At 48.3% G+C, this 17,744-nt stretch carries 19 protein-coding genes, 3 tRNA genes and 1 riboswitch; of the genes, 11 read left to right on the top strand and 11 right to left on the bottom strand.

Translation table 11 applies throughout. The features are described from left to right. Nucleotides 1-237: 237 nt before the first annotated feature. The gene (locus MH144_RS21395; protein ID WP_239304089.1) at nt 238-1,533 is read left to right on the top strand and encodes an Nramp family divalent metal transporter; all 1,296 of its coding nucleotides are present in this window, start codon (nt 238-240) and stop codon (nt 1,531-1,533) included. Between the two features lie 159 nt (nt 1,534-1,692). Here MH144_RS21395 and MH144_RS21390 read toward each other — a convergent pair whose 3' ends face one another. Together MH144_RS21390 and MH144_RS21385 are read right to left on the bottom strand one after the other, a co-directional pair. Then, the gene (locus MH144_RS21390; protein ID WP_239304054.1) at nt 1,693-2,382 is read right to left on the bottom strand and encodes an HAD family hydrolase; all 690 of its coding nucleotides are present in this window, start codon (nt 2,380-2,382) and stop codon (nt 1,693-1,695) included. A gap of 172 nt (nt 2,383-2,554) precedes the next feature. Next, the gene (locus MH144_RS21385; RefSeq protein WP_239304052.1) at nt 2,555-2,950 is read right to left on the bottom strand and encodes a hypothetical protein; all 396 of its coding nucleotides are present in this window, start codon (nt 2,948-2,950) and stop codon (nt 2,555-2,557) included. A 118-nt stretch (nt 2,951-3,068) separates the two neighbouring features. Beyond that, a riboswitch (cyclic di-AMP (ydaO/yuaA leader) is annotated at nt 3,069-3,241 on the bottom strand. A 367-nt stretch (nt 3,242-3,608) separates the two neighbouring features. Here MH144_RS21385 and MH144_RS21380 point away from each other — a divergent pair. Then, complete coding sequence (locus tag MH144_RS21380) at nt 3,609-4,085, top strand: glutathione peroxidase (protein ID WP_095289177.1); 477 nt, start codon at nt 3,609-3,611, stop codon at nt 4,083-4,085. 146 nt (nt 4,086-4,231) lie between these two features. On the opposite strand, the gene MH144_RS21375 is transcribed toward MH144_RS21380, so the two are convergent. After that, a tRNA-Leu gene (locus tag MH144_RS21375) sits at nt 4,232-4,314 on the bottom strand. A gap of 428 nt (nt 4,315-4,742) precedes the next feature. On the opposite strand from MH144_RS21375, the gene MH144_RS21370 reads away from it, so the two are divergent. The 3 genes from MH144_RS21370 to MH144_RS21360 all read left to right on the top strand — a co-directional run bounded on the left by MH144_RS21370 (nt 4,743) and on the right by MH144_RS21360 (nt 6,620). Continuing rightward, on the top strand, nt 4,743-5,444 hold the full coding sequence (locus tag MH144_RS21370) for an urease accessory protein UreF (RefSeq protein WP_239304050.1): 702 nt from the start codon (nt 4,743-4,745) through the stop codon (nt 5,442-5,444). Nucleotides 5,445-5,702: 258 nt separating this feature from the next. Continuing rightward, nucleotides 5,703-5,906: a Rha family transcriptional regulator gene (locus MH144_RS21365; RefSeq protein ID WP_095289174.1), complete on the top strand. Its 204-nt coding sequence runs from the start codon at nt 5,703-5,705 to the stop codon at nt 5,904-5,906. A gap of 57 nt (nt 5,907-5,963) precedes the next feature. Further along, entirely contained in the window at nt 5,964-6,620 is a 657-nt protein-coding gene (locus tag MH144_RS21360; RefSeq protein ID WP_239304048.1) for a nitrogen regulation protein NR(II), read from the top strand. 27 nt (nt 6,621-6,647) lie between these two features. Here MH144_RS21360 and urtE read toward each other — a convergent pair whose 3' ends face one another. The 5 genes from urtE to urtA all read right to left on the bottom strand — a co-directional run bounded on the left by urtE (nt 6,648) and on the right by urtA (nt 11,509). Continuing rightward, nucleotides 6,648-7,343, bottom strand: coding sequence for an urea ABC transporter ATP-binding subunit UrtE (gene urtE, locus MH144_RS21355; protein WP_239304046.1), 696 nt, complete (start codon nt 7,341-7,343; stop codon nt 6,648-6,650). Then, a complete protein-coding gene (urtD, locus tag MH144_RS21350) occupies nt 7,321-8,130 on the bottom strand; it encodes an urea ABC transporter ATP-binding protein UrtD (RefSeq protein ID WP_239304044.1) in 810 nt (269 codons plus the stop codon). Before urtD ends, urtE begins: the two co-directional genes overlap by 23 nt. Continuing rightward, the gene (gene urtC / locus MH144_RS21345; RefSeq protein ID WP_481857381.1) at nt 8,093-9,184 is read right to left on the bottom strand and encodes an urea ABC transporter permease subunit UrtC; all 1,092 of its coding nucleotides are present in this window, start codon (nt 9,182-9,184) and stop codon (nt 8,093-8,095) included. Before urtC ends, urtD begins: the two co-directional genes overlap by 38 nt. A 21-nt stretch (nt 9,185-9,205) precedes the next feature. Continuing rightward, nucleotides 9,206-10,111: an urea ABC transporter permease subunit UrtB gene (gene urtB / locus MH144_RS21340; protein ID WP_239304040.1), complete on the bottom strand. Its 906-nt coding sequence runs from the start codon at nt 10,109-10,111 to the stop codon at nt 9,206-9,208. A gap of 147 nt (nt 10,112-10,258) precedes the next feature. Then, nucleotides 10,259-11,509: an urea ABC transporter substrate-binding protein gene (gene urtA / locus MH144_RS21335; RefSeq protein ID WP_183522702.1), complete on the bottom strand. Its 1,251-nt coding sequence runs from the start codon at nt 11,507-11,509 to the stop codon at nt 10,259-10,261. Nucleotides 11,510-11,747: 238 nt separating this feature from the next. Here urtA and MH144_RS21330 point away from each other — a divergent pair, with 238 nt between their 5' ends. The 6 genes from MH144_RS21330 to MH144_RS21305 all read left to right on the top strand — a co-directional run bounded on the left by MH144_RS21330 (nt 11,748) and on the right by MH144_RS21305 (nt 16,797). After that, nucleotides 11,748-12,071: an urease subunit gamma gene (locus tag MH144_RS21330; RefSeq protein ID WP_371859961.1), complete on the top strand. Its 324-nt coding sequence runs from the start codon at nt 11,748-11,750 to the stop codon at nt 12,069-12,071. A gap of 18 nt (nt 12,072-12,089) precedes the next feature. Further along, nucleotides 12,090-12,479 (top strand): urease subunit beta, encoded by a 390-nt coding sequence (locus MH144_RS21325; protein ID WP_239304038.1) that lies wholly within the window; start codon nt 12,090-12,092, stop codon nt 12,477-12,479. Next, nucleotides 12,476-14,194 carry an urease subunit alpha gene (ureC, locus tag MH144_RS21320; RefSeq protein WP_239304037.1) on the top strand — a complete coding sequence of 573 codons (1,719 nt, stop codon included), beginning with the start codon at nt 12,476-12,478 and terminating at the stop codon, nt 14,192-14,194. Before MH144_RS21325 ends, ureC begins: the two co-directional genes overlap by 4 nt. A 243-nt stretch (nt 14,195-14,437) precedes the next feature. Then, nucleotides 14,438-15,133 carry an urease accessory protein UreF gene (locus tag MH144_RS21315; protein ID WP_239304035.1) on the top strand — a complete coding sequence of 232 codons (696 nt, stop codon included), beginning with the start codon at nt 14,438-14,440 and terminating at the stop codon, nt 15,131-15,133. A 64-nt stretch (nt 15,134-15,197) separates the two neighbouring features. Then, a complete protein-coding gene (gene ureG, locus MH144_RS21310; protein WP_239304033.1) occupies nt 15,198-15,920 on the top strand; it encodes an urease accessory protein UreG in 723 nt (240 codons plus the stop codon). Next, nucleotides 15,835-16,797 carry an urease accessory protein UreD gene (locus tag MH144_RS21305; RefSeq protein WP_239304031.1) on the top strand — a complete coding sequence of 321 codons (963 nt, stop codon included), beginning with the start codon at nt 15,835-15,837 and terminating at the stop codon, nt 16,795-16,797. The genes ureG and MH144_RS21305 overlap by 86 nt, the downstream gene beginning before the upstream one ends. Before the next feature lie 117 nt (nt 16,798-16,914). On the opposite strand, the gene MH144_RS21300 is transcribed toward MH144_RS21305, so the two are convergent. From MH144_RS21300 to MH144_RS21290, 3 genes are all read right to left on the bottom strand, one after another. Next, the gene (locus tag MH144_RS21300) at nt 16,915-17,331 is read right to left on the bottom strand and encodes a helix-turn-helix domain-containing protein (RefSeq protein WP_239304088.1); all 417 of its coding nucleotides are present in this window, start codon (nt 17,329-17,331) and stop codon (nt 16,915-16,917) included. Nucleotides 17,332-17,538: 207 nt separating this feature from the next. Beyond that, nucleotides 17,539-17,621 (bottom strand) — tRNA-Leu (locus MH144_RS21295). Between the two features lie 17 nt (nt 17,622-17,638). Continuing rightward, nucleotides 17,639-17,714 (bottom strand) — tRNA-Lys (locus tag MH144_RS21290). Nucleotides 17,715-17,744: the final 30 nt, after the last annotated feature.

Here is a 17,744-nt window from a genome sequence, read left to right as displayed (position 1 = left end):
CTGTGACCTCATCCGCTTCTCATTTTGTCCATCTACATAAAAGTTGCACTAGACAAAAATTATTGAATGAGTACAATGTAAGTAACGACATATATTTTCAGACATATAAAAGTGAATGGCCCCGGTCTTCATCATAAGGAAAATCAATACGATTATTATTAAAAAGTCAGGTGAACATGTATGAGTAAAAAAAATCCATTCAATTCTCCTTCGGCTGAGCAATTAGCCGCAGCAGGCATGGCTCCCTCCCTCGGGGAAGCACACAGCTCCATGAAAGTTCCGAAAAACGCCGTCTGGTGGAAAAAATTCCTCGCCTTTGTTGGCCCCGGTTATCTGGTCGCTGTCGGCTATATGGACCCGGGTAACTGGGCAACTGATATTGCCGGCGGTTCCCAGTTCGGTTATACGCTGTTATCCGTTATTTTAATCTCAAACCTTATGGCCGTCGTATTACAGTCCCTTGCAGGTAAGCTTGGTATTGTAACCGGACGGGATCTGGCCCAAGCTTGCCGCGAACGGTTCAGTATGCCGGTTGTCATTATGCTCTGGGCCTTGTGCGAACTGGCCATTGCTGCTACAGATCTGGCTGAGGTCATCGGTTCAGCCATCGCACTGAAGCTTCTGTTCAACATCCCGATGTTATACGGCGTCATTATTACAGCTGTGGATGTTCTGCTTATCCTTTTGCTGCAAAATAAAGGCTTCCGCGCCCTGGAAACGCTGGTCATCGTGCTGATGGCAACCATCGCCCTCTGCTTCGGGATTGACCTGTTTCTTGCCAAACCGGATATGGGCGGAGTGCTCACTGGCTTTGTACCAAGTGCCGAGATCCTACAGAATCCAGCGATGCTATATATCGCCATCGGAATCATTGGAGCAACGGTTATGCCACACAATCTGTACTTGCATTCTTCTATCGTGCAAACCCGGCAGATCGAACAGACAACTCAAGGAAAAAGAGAAGCGATTCGTTACTCCACCATGGATTCGACTATCGCTTTGACCCTGGCCCTTTTTATCAACGCTGCCATACTCATTGTGTCAGCCGCTGTATTTCATAGCGCAGGCATGACGCAGGTCGCTGAGATTGCAGATGCTTATCACTTGCTCACACCTCTGCTGGGCACAACCATTGCAAGTATCCTGTTTGGTGTCGCTCTGCTGGCCTCTGGTCAGAATTCTACGCTGACAGGCACACTGTCCGGACAGATTGTCATGGAAGGTTTCTTGAACATTCGGATTCCGGCTTGGCTCCGCCGGCTCGTGACCCGATTAATCGCAATTATCCCTGCCGTCATTGTGACGGCCATCGCCGGAGAACACGGAACGGAAGAATTACTGATTTTGAGCCAGGTTATTCTATCGTTGCAGCTGCCTTTTGCCGTTATTCCACTTGTGATGTTTACGAGTGACAAGAAAAGCATGGGCGCCTTCGCTAACAAGTTGTGGCTCAAAATCGTCTCTTGGATCATCGCTGCCGTGATTGTAGTTCTGAATGTCTATCTGATTATCCAGACCATCATGCTGTTTTAATCTAAATATGCGGTAAAACAGTTTACCGTTTACCAAAGATTCGATAAAAAAAGGCGGATCCTCTCAAGTATATATACTCGAGAGGATCCGCCTTTTAGCTTGCCGTGCATTTGCCTTGTCCATTATTTAATGACGCTAAGGTCATTTATTTTTTTAATTTTATCCACTAACTTCAGCAGACACAAGCAGAGGAATAAGCTGCTCCAGGGCTTCGATAGTCCAGTCTGCATGCTCTTGGCCCTCCAGCTCAGGCTGAAATCGTCCATAGCCCTGCAAAATCCGAATCGTCCGCATCCCCAGCTTCTTGGCAGGAATGATATCGTTATCAATCCGATCCCCAATCATGACCGCTTCCTCGGGTTCACAACCCGCCTGTTTCAGAGCCACGGCATAGAGTTCCGGGTCTGGCTTGGATACGCCTTCTTCTGCCGAGCAAGCCAGTACATCCACGTACCTCCGCAGACCGTAGCTCTCCAGGCGCTCTGCTGTCCCTGGACTCTGATTGGCAATGATACCGATTCGATAGTGCTGTGACAATTCCTTCAACACCGCGTCAGCAGAAGCGAAAGGTTTCTCCAGTTCCTTCCGGAACTTCAACTTCTCCTGGATTTGCTCCCTATGACGTTCATCGCTGATCAGCGTTCGAATGGCTACCCTCATGGGCCACTGCTCATAATTTCGGTAACAGGAGGCAAATATCTCTCGCACTTCCTCTATTTTCACCGGATATCCAAGCAAGCAGGCTTCTTTTACAAACTGCCCTATAATATCATCTACTGGCTCCCATTCGTCCACCAACGTATCTCCTACATCAAAGAACAACCATTTTAACCCCCGTACATCCGGCACGCCTATTCCTCCTTGTTAGCCATGAACGCAATCTCTATAAATCTGCAATGTGCATTAATGCTCAAATAAAAAAGAAGACCCACCATCATGCATGAGTCTCCTCAGAATTCCGTTTTTCCACAAGTTCAATTATAACAGGCACCTTACACCGGATCAATCGGCTGCTATCAAATTAACCATTAAGTAAGAAACCAACTTCTCCATTAAGTGAATACACAATGCGGTCAGCTCCCATTCCGCGGTAAATGCCTTTGGGATGACTCTGTTCAGTAATCACACATAGTGATTTGGAGGTCCATGAACGGCAGATCTGCAAATAGCGGCAGGTCAGGTTCAGACTGTTCTCAAAAATAAAAACGTTGCCTACACTCGATTGCGGTAGAAACCACTTCTGAGCTTCAGCTGTATTCATGCGAATGACGTTTTCCACTCCGATTCTGCGGAGCTTCCGTTCTTCCCCTGCACTGTTGGTCAGAACGGCAAACTGCATTTTTTTGTACATCAACAACTTGATAAACTTGCGGCCTGCTTCATTCGGTGCTGTTACTAAAATCATCTCATTATCCATCATTCGTTCCTCCCTTGGCGTGAAAAGACAACAAAAAAGAAGCGTGGGGGACCAAGGCCTCCCGAACGCTTCTTGAATAATCCATGACGAAAACGCCATGAATATGCGTACGGCTTGTTGCCTCTCCCTTTGACGCTTACGAGGTTAGCTGACGGATTCGGGCGCGAGAGTCGCCCTATTTCCGGCTTGCACCGAAAAATTCACCCCATGGATTAGCCGCATTAACAGCTATTCCGATTGGTTCCCCCGTTTCCCACCCATGAATGAATGGAAACTCAGCGATTAAAACATCGTTCCTGTTTCATATATTGATCAGAGCGATATTATCGTATGTTTCGTTGTTCATGTTAAGTTTAATTGAATTAGAAATTACGATATGAATCATACACCCGCGCCATGTTAGTGTAAAGTCCGGTCAGATCACCGAATGGACGAATTTAAGGCATTAAACATCAATGATATCGCTTACAACCAATCCATTCTCCATCCATCTCTATGAAGCTCGCTAATTCTCGTCCTTATGAAAAACGTATGTAATTTAAAAATTCTGTAGGTAAACATAGCAACCGTTCAATTAATTTTGCATTATCTAATTGCAGGCAATATAATGTAGATATACGAATCATTAACCTATTATACGATATGGAGGCGACAGATCATGTCCGTTTATGACTACAAAGTCAATACCCTTCGAGGCCAAGAAGTGGAGATGTCCGATTATCGCAACAAGGTGCTGCTGATTGTAAATACGGCGAGCAAATGCGGCTTGACCCCGCAATTTGAAGGCTTACAGGAACTCTATAACAAATTCAAAGACCGGCAGTTTGAAGTATTGGGCTTCCCAAGTAACCAGTTTGCTCAGGAAAAAGGATCTTCCGATGATATTGCTGAGTTCTGCCAGATGAATTACGGTGTAAGCTTTCCTATGTTCGAGAAAATTGATGTCAATGGTTCAAGTGCTCACCCTCTATTCCAGCACCTGACAACAGAGGCACCAGGACTGCTCGGATCCAAAGCCATCAAATGGAACTTCACCAAATTTCTCGTTGATCAGAACGGACGTGTCGTGAAGCGTTATGCTCCAAAAACGACTCCTGACCAAATTGAGGCTGATATTGAGAAACTGTTGAAATAAGTCAACACAGAGAGGCCATAATCAACATGGAACCAGGAGAAAGTCCGGTTCTCTGTGAATGGCCTTTTTTTATTATCTTGTTTCTCCAAACACACAAAAAAGAGGTTCTCCGTATTCGGAAAACCTCTTCTTATCGTACAATATGATGCGGTCGAGAGGACTCGAACCTCCACGGGCATACGCCCACTACCCCCTCAAGATAGCGTGTCTGCCATTCCACCACGACCGCATGTCGTAAATAATCGGCAACAAAAATGATTATACAGGATTACATTATAAAAGTAAAGCACTTTTATAAAAACTACTTTGCACCTGTGTTTTTCCTCCAAATATCGGTTTTTATCGTCATGATCTCTTAACTATTGCATACATTTAATTTCAATTCATTTTTTAATTTCATTATATATGTTAGTTTATCTCCCTATAAGAAAACATCTCAAACACCTCACATTTTTTAGAGGTATCCAACTAGTGTGAGTAATATAATGTAACATAAAAAATAATAAACGAACTAAACACAAAGAAAATATTGACAAAATACGGATGTTTATGTGATGATATATATCATATAATTCGGATTTTAAACATAAAAGGATTTAAAAAAGAATATTAATGTTATATAATATAACATTTTACGAACGTAGGAGGCGAAAGACCGTGAACCGTGGGAATAAGCTGCTCGATTATGTCAAACTGCTTGATTCCTCCATTCATGTCGGAGGTTTCACCCATTCCTTTGGTATGGATGTACACATTGCTGAAGGTAGCATTCGAAATGCCGATGATCTGGAATCCTTCATGCGCTGCCAGCTGCATCCCAGTATCGTTCGACTTGAGGGCATGGCGATTAAAGGTATCTATAGCGCAACGGATCATAACGACACATGGCGAACGGCTCTCATTGACAAGTTGGTTCACGTTCAGCGGACCCCTTCCGATCAAAGGGAGCAAGCCACTGCCATGGGCAAAAGACTGATTAAGCTGGCCAGAGCTCTTCACCCCTGGATTGAATTCAGCCAGCTCGAACACACCCTTGCCAAATACGAGTCTGTAGGCTGCCTCTCCACTGTTCACGCCTGGATCAACCACTACCTCGATATCCCCGTCGAGGAAGCAGTAATGGGTTACCTGCACTCAGCCATGAATGCATGCATAACCGAAGCATCCAAAGTCCTCCCCCTGCATAACGAAACAACCCAGGAACTGCTGGTTCGCCTGGCCGCAGACCTGGAGCATGAATGGAATACCGTCAGCGCCTCTGCTGCGGATGGACCGGCACAACCAACCTCCATGTCCATGAAATCGTTGTTCCCCAGCTTCCACATGCTTGGCGCAGGGCTGCATGCTTATCGCGCCTAATCTTTCTACCTCCAAGATCCCCTCATATTTCCCCAAACGAAAAAAGCACGCAGCAACCTCCTTGCTGACGTGTTTTTTCACGTATACCTATAAAATATAACGCTTTTACGTCATTATCAGATATAAAAACACTATTTTTCATCGTTTGTAATTGTTACATGACGTAAATACGTATATAATAAGATGAACAGCTCGCATCTCCCTCAATTCTACACAGCCGAAGGCGGGTTGAAATACTTCTATGAGGGGTGAACCCTTTTGAACAAAAAGAAACCCGTGACTCCGTTCGGATGGGCCATCAAACGCCGCTTAACGGAGCTTCAGATGGACCAGAAAACGTTCTGCGAGAAGCACGACATCCCGCCGTATCGTTTATCCAATCTCATCCATGGCACACGAAAAGCAACCCGTTTCCGAAACCAGGTCGCAGACATTTTGCAGATTTCGGATGAACTACGATGACACCGCCATTACCATGCCGTCCCGATCCTTTAACTGATTGCCAAGGAGGGCCTATTCATGAGCTTCTTTACAACCGACCTTGAAAGGTTATCCTTTCAATCCATACGCCATCAACTCATCATCGTCGACCGCGACTGGAGAATCCGCAGCTGCAATACCGCATGGCAGAACGGACTCGGGCGACTGCATCTCTCACAATACAAAAAGTCCGACGTTCACCGACCATCTTACGAAACGTTTCATTATCTTCAGCTGCTGCAGCTATGGGCAGCCCAAGAGGAAGAAACGGAGAATTCATCGATTATTCAGAAGTTGGAGAAGATTCATTATCCCCTTGTTCACTGCCATACATATGACATATCCATACAGCCTGCGAACCTGGACCTTAGATGGTTTCGACTGGAGCTGACACCCCTGAATCAGACTGATCCTCCGTCTCCGATGGGACTAGTTCTGATCTCGCATACAGACATCACGGAACAGAAGCGAATCGAACAGCAATTGAAGCTGGCTCTGTCCGAAGTGCGGACACTGCGGGGACTACTTCCCATTTGCGCCGTCTGCAAACAGATTAAGGACGAGCAGGACGTCTGGAATTCAGTCGAAGGTTACTTGGAGAGGCATACCCACGCAGAATTCACACACGATATCTGTCCGGACTGCATCCGCAGGTTATATCCAAAGTACTCCAATATTTTGGATAAGCGCTCATAAGCAAAACAAAAAAAGTAACCACCTCTCCTACACGGACAGGTGGTGTTCAAATTGAGACATATCCAATTTCTCCGGTGATCCTTGCAGCGCAATTGCTCCCTTGTCCATGACATAGATAAAATCTGCAGCACCACGCACGAAGTCAATACTCTGCTCGACGAGAAGCACCGAAATGTCGCCCTTCGCCTTAATTTGCAGAATGACCTGCCGGATATCTTCGACAATCGAAGGCTGTATGCCTTCGGTTGGTTCATCCAGCAACAATAGTCCAGGCCGCGAGGCAAGCGCTCGCGCGAAGGCAAGCTGCTGCTGCTGGCCACCACTCAGATCACCGCCCTGCCGTCCATACATGGTCGCAAGGACTGGAAACATCGCGAGTACATCTTCAGGGAACGTCTTCACCCCAGGTGCAGATGTCTCCAGACCGAGCAGCAGATTTTCCTTTACCGTCAGCTGAGGGAAAATTTCACGCCCCTGAGGGACATATCCAATGCCAGCCTTGGCACGTTTGGCAGGCTCCAAAGCGGATATATCCTGCCCTTTCCAGTGGATGGCCCCTTTCCTTGTTTTGAGTAGGCCCATTAACGTTTTCATCAACGTCGTTTTACCGACTCCATTCCGGCCCATGAGGCAGACCACCTGTCCAGGCAGGACATCCAGATTAACACCACGCAGCACATTGCTTTCCCCGTAGCCGGATTCAATTCGTTGCAGCGACAGCATGGTCATCTCTCCTTTTTCCCAAGTAGACTTCGGCCACCCTGGGATCTTCCTGCACCTCAGCCATGGTACCTTCCTTCAACAGCTTCCCTTCATGCATCACGGTCACTTTTGCCGCGTACTCACGGACAAACTCCATGTCATGCTCCACGACCACAACCGAACGTTCACGCGCTATCCCCTGTAACAACCTGCCCGTTTTATGTGTTTCCTCGTCCGTCATCCCGGCAACCGGTTCGTCCAGCAACAATACCCGCGGTTCCTGAAGAAGTAACATACCAATTTCCAGCCACTGCTTCTCACCGTGAGATAGCGCACCCGCTCGTGTATACACACGGTCTTGTAATCCAATTTGCTGGATGACCTGTTCCATTGCCGTGTTTATTTTCCCAAATCGAGGAATCGCAAGGGTCCGAAGAGGTGAACGCTGACTTTCCGCCGCCAAGGCCAAATTCTCCTGTACGGTAAGGCTTCCGAAGATGGACGGTGCCTGGAATTTACGTCCTACGCCTTTTCTGACGATCTGATGTTCCTTCAGACGCGTTAACTCTGCGCCATCTTGCAGCCGCACCGTGCCGGAGAGGGGTTTGGTTTTTCCGCAAATCACATCCAGCATTGTCGTTTTCCCCGCACCATTGGGGCCAATCAGAAAATGCAGATCATGCTCATGCAGCTTCAGGTTCATGCCATTAACTGCAACGAATCCACCAAAAGCAACAGTAATACTCTCAACCATCAATACGGGTGAAGCTTCAGTAGACTTTAGGTTTTTCCTGACTGACAGGGACATGCACAACCTCTCCTCTCCGCTTCAGCAATCGAACGACATTTCGATAGACTCCAACGAGTCCGTTAGGCATGAACAATACCACCGTTACAAACAACCCGCCGAGAACAAACAGCCACCCTTCAGGGTAAGCCTCACTTATTCCGGTTTTGGCCGCGTTCAGAACCACTGCACCAATCACAGCCCCAATGAGCGTGCCGCGACCACCCAATGCAACCCATAACACCATTTCAATGGATGGAACGATTCCCATCATGGACGGCGAGATAATCCCGACCTGAAGAACAAACAGCATACCCGCTATTCCTGCAAGAGCCCCGGAAAGGGCAAACGTCAACGTTTTATAACCCGCAGGATCATAACCAAGGAAACGAACCCGGTTTTCTCCATCCCGCGAAGCTTCAAGCACCTGACCAAACCGGCTATTTACTATTCTCCTGCATAGCAGGTACGTGAGTACCAGGATGGCAAGCGTAATATAATAGAGCACAATTGTTGTTCCTGCAGAATGCAGCGTGAAACCAAAGATGGAGTTATAGCCAGTTATGCCATTAGTCCCCCCGGTCCACTCCTGTTTGCCGATAAACAAGGTAACCGTGATAAGCACAAGGGCTTGCGTCAAAATCGTAAAATACACCCCGGTAATCCGGTTGCGAAACGTAAACCACCCCAGCACAAATGCTAGTAAAGCCGGAAGAATAATACCCAGAATTAACGCCACTGGAAATGAACGAAATGGTTCCCAAAACCACGGAAGACCCGACAAGCCGCTCCACCCCATGAAATCAGGCAGGGATGTACCGCTCGCCTGCAGTTTCAAATACATGGCCATAGCGTAACCACCAAGACCAAAGAACACCCCATGCCCCAGACTCAGAACCCCGCCGTAGCCCCAGATCAGATCCAGTCCGATGGCCAGAATAGCCAGTGCCAGGAATTTAGCGAGCAAGCTAAGCCGAAACTCGGTAGAGATTAGCGGGGCAAGACACATTAGAATCAGTACGACGGCCCAGATGATTCTCGTTTTCAAACTGCCTGACTTCAGAAGTGCTGACATCATATAACCCCCTTCTTCGTGTTAGTCGAGACTGCGAGTCCGCATGGCAACCAACCCCCGCGGCTTCCACTGCAGAAAAGCAACGATACATACGAACACCAGCACTTTGCCGATGGAGGCAGATGTGTAGGTTTCAAACAAGGTATTGAACATGCCAATCCCGAGCGCGCCGCATACCGTACCTACCAGTTTGCCAACCCCGCCAAGAACAACGACCATAAATGCGTCTACAATATAATAGGTTCCGAGCGACGGACCAATCGGACCAATGAGCGTCAGAGCACAACCTGCGATACCTGCGATTCCTGAACCAATGGCAAAGGTCATGCCATCTACCCGTCTGGTCGAGATCCCGAGACAGCCTGCCATGCTCCGATTCTGCATAACAGCCCGCATCCGTCGTCCGGAAGAAGTGCGGTATATGTACAGATACATACACAGCAGGACAACCGCGACAAGTGCGATGATAAAAATCCGTTTATACGGAAATACGATACCGTCAGAGATCGCAAGACCGCCGTTAAGCCAAGACGGGCTGGATACCCCTACATTCGGCGCCCCGAAAATGGTACGCGCGAGCTGTTGCAGCATCATTCCAACTCCCCATGTAGCCAGCAAACTGTCAAGGGGTCTACCGTATAAGTGCCGGATCAAAATCACTTCAAGCAGCCAGCCGATAAGTGCAGCCACACCAAACGCGATCGGCAGGGCCACGATAAAGTAAACTTCGAACCAGGCTGCCGGAGCATATGATATGAATAGATTTTGAGTCACATACGTTGCATATGCACCAATCATAATTAGCTCACCGTGAGCCATGTTGATGACATTCATGAGCCCAAATGTTACTGCGAGCCCCAGCGCAATCAATAACAGGATCGAGCTGATGCTAAAGCCATTGAACATTTGCAGAACAAACATATCCATCCCGATCACCCTTTCACATGCTAAAAGCCTCTTCCTGGTTCAAATACATCATTGAGACTTCGCGTCAACGCTTTATTGCAATATTGTACGAGGGTGCGCTGTCCCACCCTCATCCGTGATCTCAGAAGTTTGGACATGAAGAATTACTTATTGATTGCTTAGAGAAGCTCCCCATTCGTAGGTTTTCAAATAAGGATCAGGCTTGACAGGAGAACCGGAGTTCCACAATTCCTTGAATTGACCATCTTCCTGCACTTCTCCGATCCGGACCGTTTTGTAAATATGCTGATTCTCTCCGTCCACGGTTACTTTTCCTTCGGGAGCATCGAATTCCAATCCTTTCGCCGCTTCTCTGACCTTCTCTACATCGGTTGATCCTGCTTTTTCAACAGCTGCCTTCCAGAGGTAAACCGCTACGTAACCCGCCTCAATCGGGTCAGCCGTCACCCGGTCAGCACCATATTTTTCTTTATATTTCTCAACAAATGTCTTGTTCTCTGGAGTATCGGTTGTCTGATAATAATTCCATGAAGCCAGATGCCCCTTCAGCACATCTGCACCAATGCCCCGAATTTCTTCTTCCGCCACACTGACCGACAGCGTCGTCATCTGTTCCGAGGTGATGCCAGCATCCTTCAGCTGCTTGAAAAAGGCTACATTACTGTCCCCGTTGAGCGTGTTATACACGACATCCGGCTTCGCAGCTTTGATTTTGCTTATGATGGTACTGTAATCGGTATGGCCCAGCGGTGTGTATTCCTCGCCAACCACTTCTCCGCCTTCAGCTGCCAATTGAGCCTTGATCACCTGATTAGCCGTTTTCGGGAAAACATAGTCCGAACCAAGGAGATAAAATGTTTTGCCCCTATTCTCGAGCAACCAGGTTACGGAAGGAACAATTTGTTGATTTGTTGTTGCACCTGTATAAAAAATATTGGGAGATGACTCCAGCCCTTCATACTGCACCGGATAAAACAAAAGCCCTTTATTCTGCTCGAACACCGGGAGCATTGCCTTCCGACTCGCCGAGGTCCATCCACCAAAAACAGCGGCCACCTTATCCTGCTGAAGCAGCTTTCCGGCCTTTTCCGCAAAAGTCGGCCAATCCGAGGCCCCATCTTCAACGACAGGCTCAATCTGTTTGCCAAGGACACCACCAGCTGCATTGATCTCTTCAATCGCAAGCATCTCGGCGTCCTTGACAGACACCTCGCTTATTGCCATCGTTCCACTCAAGGAATGAAGAATGCCTACCTTGATCGTCTCATCGGACGCAGCGACTTCCCCTGTTCCACCGGAATTCGAAGCTTCAGGCGGCGTTCCACCTTCCACACATCCCGTTAAAGCAATGACCGCCCCCAGCAAAATTCCCCATAATCTGACCGACCTCTTCTTCAATAGCCTACACTCCCTTTTTTTAGTCTATTGACGAACATTAAGGTCATTTAACTCCGAAATGTTCGTTGATCCAAATTATGGAGGCTTCAACTCTTCATGTCAATAATGCTTACATAATTTTATTTTACGCCTACTTGTTTCATGCATGCTGCTAATATGTTTCAAACCTTATTGACAAAGGGCCACCCTGTGTGAGTATATTTAACATATAACATGAGTCATGAAGATATATACTTTTATGGGAAAGGTCGGATGGCCCTTGCACTGGACGGAGCAGGAAAAAGAAAAACTGCTGATTACCGTAGCCGCCAATCTCGCCCGCGAACGCAGAGGACGCGGACTGAAGCTAAATGTTCCCGAAGCCATCGCTTTGTTAACCTCCGAGCTCATGGAACGAGCGCGGGATGGAATGAGCGTAGCGGATTTGATGAGATATGGCGGTACGATCCTTACACGGGATGATTGTATGGAGGGAGTCCCCGATATGATCCCTGAAGTACAGGTGGAAGCTACGTTCCCTGACGGGACCAAGTTGGTTACCGTGCATGAACCCATACGCTGAGAAAGGCAGGAGAATGCCATGATTCCAGGCGAATATCGATTGAAACCGGATGAGATCGTCTGTCATCCCGATCGCCAAACGATACGATTAATGGTGTTGAACCGCGGCGATCGCCCCGTACAGGTCGGTTCTCACGTTCACTTCTATGAAGTAAATGCCGCTCTGGACTTCGACCGCACCGCAGCGTTCGGACATCGTTTGCATATCCCTGCAGGGACCGCCGTTCGTTTCGAACCTGGGGAAGAGAAGCCGGTTGAACTCACCACTTTTGGCGGCAAACGTCAGATTTACGGATTTAACGGATTAACGGAAGGATCGGCAGACCAGCCTCCAGACCCACAAAAGCTCGAAGCCTTCCTGAAGGCTTTCGCCCCCACGCCATCACAGGATGGAGGAGATTCAGTATGAAACGCATGTCTCGAGAACAATATGCTTCCATGTTCGGTCCAACAACTGGGGATGCCGTAAGATTGGCAGATACGGAGCTCTGGGCAGAAATCGAGCATGATTACGCGGTATACGGGGATGAGAGCAAATTCGGTGGCGGGAAAGTCATCCGGGACGGCATGGGCCAGTCCGCAACTGCTCTTCGCAGCCATGGTACACCGGATACTGTCATTACGAACGCCATCATTATCGATCATTGGGGTATTGTAAAAGCAGATATTGGCATCCGCGACGGAATCATCTGTGCGATTGGCAAATCCGGTAATCCGGATACGATGGACGGGGTCGATCCACTCCTTGTGATTGGCGCTTCAACCGAGATCATCGCCGGCGAAGGCATGATCGTCACTGCAGGCGGAATCGATACCCACATTCATTTCATTTGTCCGCAGCAGATTCAAACTGCTCTGTCTTCCGGAGTAACTACCATGATCGGCGGAGGTACGGGACCAGCAACAGGCACAAAAGCAACCACCTGCACACCAGGAGCCTGGCATATTCACCGCATGCTGGAGTCTGCTGAAGCCTTTCCTATGAATATTGGTTATCTTGGCAAAGGCAATAGTTCTACCAACGCTCCACTTATTGAACAGATCGAAGCTGGTGTCATCGGCTTGAAATTGCATGAGGATTGGGGAACGACTCCAAGCGCCATCGACGCCTGCCTCACTGCCGCCGGAGAGCATGATATCCAGGTGGCCATCCATACCGACACCCTGAATGAGACTGGATTTCTGGAGAATACCCTTGCTGCCATTAACGGGCGCACGATTCACACGTATCATACGGAAGGCGCAGGCGGAGGACACGCACCAGACATTATCCGTGCTGCCGGTGAATCGTACGTGATTCCTTCTTCAACCAACCCCACGCGTCCTTATACGCGGAATACAGTTGAAGAACATCTCGATATGTTGATGGTGTGCCACCATTTGGATCCGGCCATTCCAGAGGATGTTGCTTTTGCCGATTCCCGGATTCGCCCAGAGACCATTGCAGCAGAAGATATTTTGCATGATCTCGGTGTGTTCAGCATTATCAGCTCTGACTCCCAGGCCATGGGCCGGGTAGGCGAGGTTATTATCCGTACCTGGCAGACCGCAGACAAAATGAAAAAACAGCGCGGCAAGCTGGAATTGACATCTGATTCCCCTTCCGACAACGACCGTATCAAAAGATATGTCGCCAAATATACAATCAACCCTGCCATCGCTCATGGCATCAGCCATATCGTCGGTTCTGTTGAAGTGGGCAAGCTAGCCGATCTGATTATCTGGAATCCTGCCTATTTTGGGGTCAAACCCGAGATGGTGATCAAAGGCGGTATGATCACTTTCGCTCAGATGGGTGATCCAAACGCCTCCATCCCGACACCTCAGCCCGTGTTCGGCAGACTGATGTTCGGGTCATACGGCGGAGCTATCGCCAAAGGGTCCATTACTTTCGTATCCCAGGCTGCCGCTGATGCAGGCATCAAGGAGACGCTTGGATTACACAAGCGTGTGGAAGCCGTCAAAGGCTGCCGCTCAGTGAGCAAAAAGGATATGATTCATAACGATGTGACACCTCACATCGAAGTGGACCCTGAGACGTACGAGGTTCGAGCCGATGGGGTACTGCTTACCTGTGAACCCGCGGATGAGCTGCCGATGGCGCAGCGCTACTTCATGTTTTGACATCTAATATAAAAAAACAAGAATATACATTGACTGTTACACTTGCCACTACGCTGGCAGAATAACCTTCCGATCGCTGTTATTTCCAGATTTCTTTTATCCCTTTTTTATAAGTAGGAATCTTGTAATAAAGGCGAGTGCTTCACTTCTTCAGGTTCGTACTACCCTCATCATTATCGTGTAAAAAATGTCCAACCGATATTCTTAAATTATTTTTATATTCGTAAAGAAAGGACTCTTGGCATGATGCAAAGTGGTACGAAGCTGCTTCAATATGTTCAACTGCTCGACTCGGCCCTGCCTATCGGCGGGTTCTCCCACTCTTTCGGACTGGAAGCATACACTTATGATGGAACCATTCAAACAACCGCCGAGCTCGAACAATTCATTCGCAGCCAGCTTCACTCCAGCCTGGTGAGAGTCGATGGACTTGCTATCAAAGGTGTCTACCAAGCAATGGAGAAACAAGACTCCGCCCTGCTCGCTCTCTATGATAAACGGGTACACGCCCAGCGAACACCTCGGGAGATCAGGGAAAGCGGACATAAGATGGGAAAGCGACTGCTGAAACTCGCCCGCTCTCTCTATCCTTGGATGGACTTCTCGCTTATTGATGAAGCTGTGCAGGAGCATGGTGCCTATTGCGGGATCACTACCATTCACGGTTATATCCTTTATCAGTTGCAGATCGGGCTGGACGAAGCGGTTACCGGTCATTTGTATACCTCAGTGAACGCTTATGTAAACAGCGCACTGCGCCTCCTGCCGATCGGGCAAACCGAGGCACAGATGCTCATTCAGAAACTGCTCGATGATATCGACTCCGAATGGATTCGAATTCGGGATGACGACCCCGAAGATATGCACAGTTTCGGTATTGCCCAGGAAATCTACGCCATGCGGCACGAAAGCTTACCTGCACGCCTGTTTATGTCCTGATACCCATATTTATAAGCTACAACTTTCTTTTAAAATAAGCAGATAATCCAAGGAGGAATTTGTTATGTGTGGAGGAGCTAATCATACGCATCATCCGGAGTGGGAACGCAAGGCATTTGATCGCAGCAGACCAATGCGAATTGGTATTGGAGGCCCGGTAGGCTCTGGCAAAACTGCCCTTGTGGAGAAGCTGTCGAAGGCGCTGCGTACCCGCTATAGCCTGGCAGTCATCACGAACGATATTTACACCAAGGAAGATGCTGAAATCCTGCTGCGCCAGAACGCCCTTGCACCTGAACGCATTATTGGCGTGGAAACAGGCGGCTGCCCGCACACAGCCATTCGTGAAGATGCCTCCATGAACTTCGAAGCCGTAGACGAATTGATCGAGCGTTTTCCTGATCTGCAATTAATCTTCATTGAGAGCGGCGGCGATAACCTCTCTGCTGCATTCAGTCCGGAACTTGCAGATGTGTTTATCTATATCATTGACGTCGCCCAAGGGGAAAAACTGCCTCGCAAAGGCGGCCCAGGCATCACCCGCTCAGACTTGCTGCTGATCAACAAAACAGACCTCGCACCCTATGTTGGCGCAAGTTTGCAGGTGATGAAGAATGATACCGAGCGGGTACGCGATGGTCGTCCATACGTGATGTCGAATCTCATGAGCGGTGAAGGTGTATCCGAGATCGTTCATTGGCTTGAGCACCAATACATGGATGATGATGCTGCCGCTGCGCATCTGCATCCACACAGCCATGACCACGGTTCAGCCCACAGCCATTAATTCATCTCCCGTATCGGAAGGAGCCAAAACGAAGTTGGGCATTCGTGCTGAAGGAGCGGTGATAAGACGCAGCGAGCTTCAAGCCACATTTGCCCTTCAAGAGGGACGTACGATCATGACAGATCGTTATTACAGCGCACCTCTCCGGTTCAGTCGTTCCTTTCGCCCACCGGGGAACAGCAATGGGTTATGCCTCTACACATCAGACGTCTCTCCCGGTGTTCTTAACGGGGATCATTATCATTCCGAGTGGCATTTGGGCGAAGGCACCCATGTGATGCTGAGCAGCACATCAGCGACACGCCTTCACCCTACGCCTTCACTTCCCTCGTCGGTCAACCATCACTTCCAGATCAGGAAAGGCGCTGTGCTTGAATACTTCCCGGAATGTGTAATCCCATTCAAAGGTAGTTCTTCTTCGCTTACCGCCACCTTCCATCTGGAGGAACAGGCCATTCTCGCTTATGCAGATGTCTGGTCAGCCGGACGAATTCACCGGGGTGAGGCTTTTGAGTTCAGCAAATATCGAAATTCAACCGAAATATGGCAAGGGGACCAGCTTGCTGTGTGGGACCGATTCGGAATGGAACCCGGACGCGATGATCCCCAAAAATCAGCTGCATTGATGAATTTCACCCACACTGCTGCCCTGTGGATGATCGCTCCTGGGCTGGGGACAGCGGAACTGGAATCAATCAGGTCTGCACTGCCTCCGGATGGTCGAATGATCGCTGGTGCAAGCCTGCTCGCAAGCGGAGGAATCGGCGTCCGTTTGCTCGGCATGGCTGCCTGGGAACTTCAGGAACAATGCCTGCACATTTGGAACACCATTCGACCACAGCTGTTAGGCAACGAGAATCTTACTTTCCGCAAATGAACCATATATCATGATTTCATGAGCCAAAGATGAAGACGACTATAGTCATCTCACATGAACACAAAAAAACCTCTGAACCTTTCCGGATACCATCCGGGTTGGTTCAGAGGTTTTGCATTAGATCGATTCATCCGTTTCGGGTTTATCATCTTCCTTATATCGAAAGTCAGCAGCATTTTTACTTTCCTTGGACTTGCGATAGCGGGTAAATTCAATATATTCGCTGATAAAAGACTGCTCTTCGGTCGATAATTCACTCTCCTGGCAATCCAATTGCCGCAATACGCCAAAAAAATAATCCTCGCGTTTTTCTCGCACCATCGCTTCCTTGGATGGACGTCCAATCATGAGCCAGTCCAGACTCACATCAAAAAACGCAGCGATCTCAATCAGTTTATTCGTGCTTGGAATAGACTTGCCACGTTTCCAGTCACCCAGATTCCCGGTGCTGATCTTCAGTTGTTGACAGAACGCTTTTTTGGTCATTCCTTTTTCGGCAATCAGGTGTTCAATTCGCTCATATATCGACTGCATACAGGACCGCCTTCCAACCGTAATATCTAAAATCATCATGCACATATCTTCATTCTCGGACAACACGATATAGATAATTATACCACAACCGTTATCAATCCTCAGCCCTTCTTCATCCATGGTACTTTTCACACAGATCTAAGAAGAAAATAAAAATAGACTCTCATGGAGATCCATGAGAGTCTATTTCCCTAACGTTACATGTAATGCGGTCGAGAGGACTCGAACCTCCACGGGTATACACCCACTACCCCCTCAAGATAGCGTGTCTGCCATTCCACCACGACCGCATATTCAAATGTAAAAATGGTGAGCCATGAAGGGCTCGAACCTTCGACACCCTGATTAAAAGTCAGGTGCTCTACCAACTGAGCTAATGGCTCTTGCTGTAACTTCACCGATGTGCCATATCA

Source organism: Paenibacillus sp. ACRRY, from assembly GCF_022346995.1.
In the GTDB taxonomy this organism is placed as follows: Bacteria; Bacillota; Bacilli; order Paenibacillales; family Paenibacillaceae; genus Paenibacillus.
This window is presented reverse-complemented; position numbering and strand designations above follow the sequence as displayed.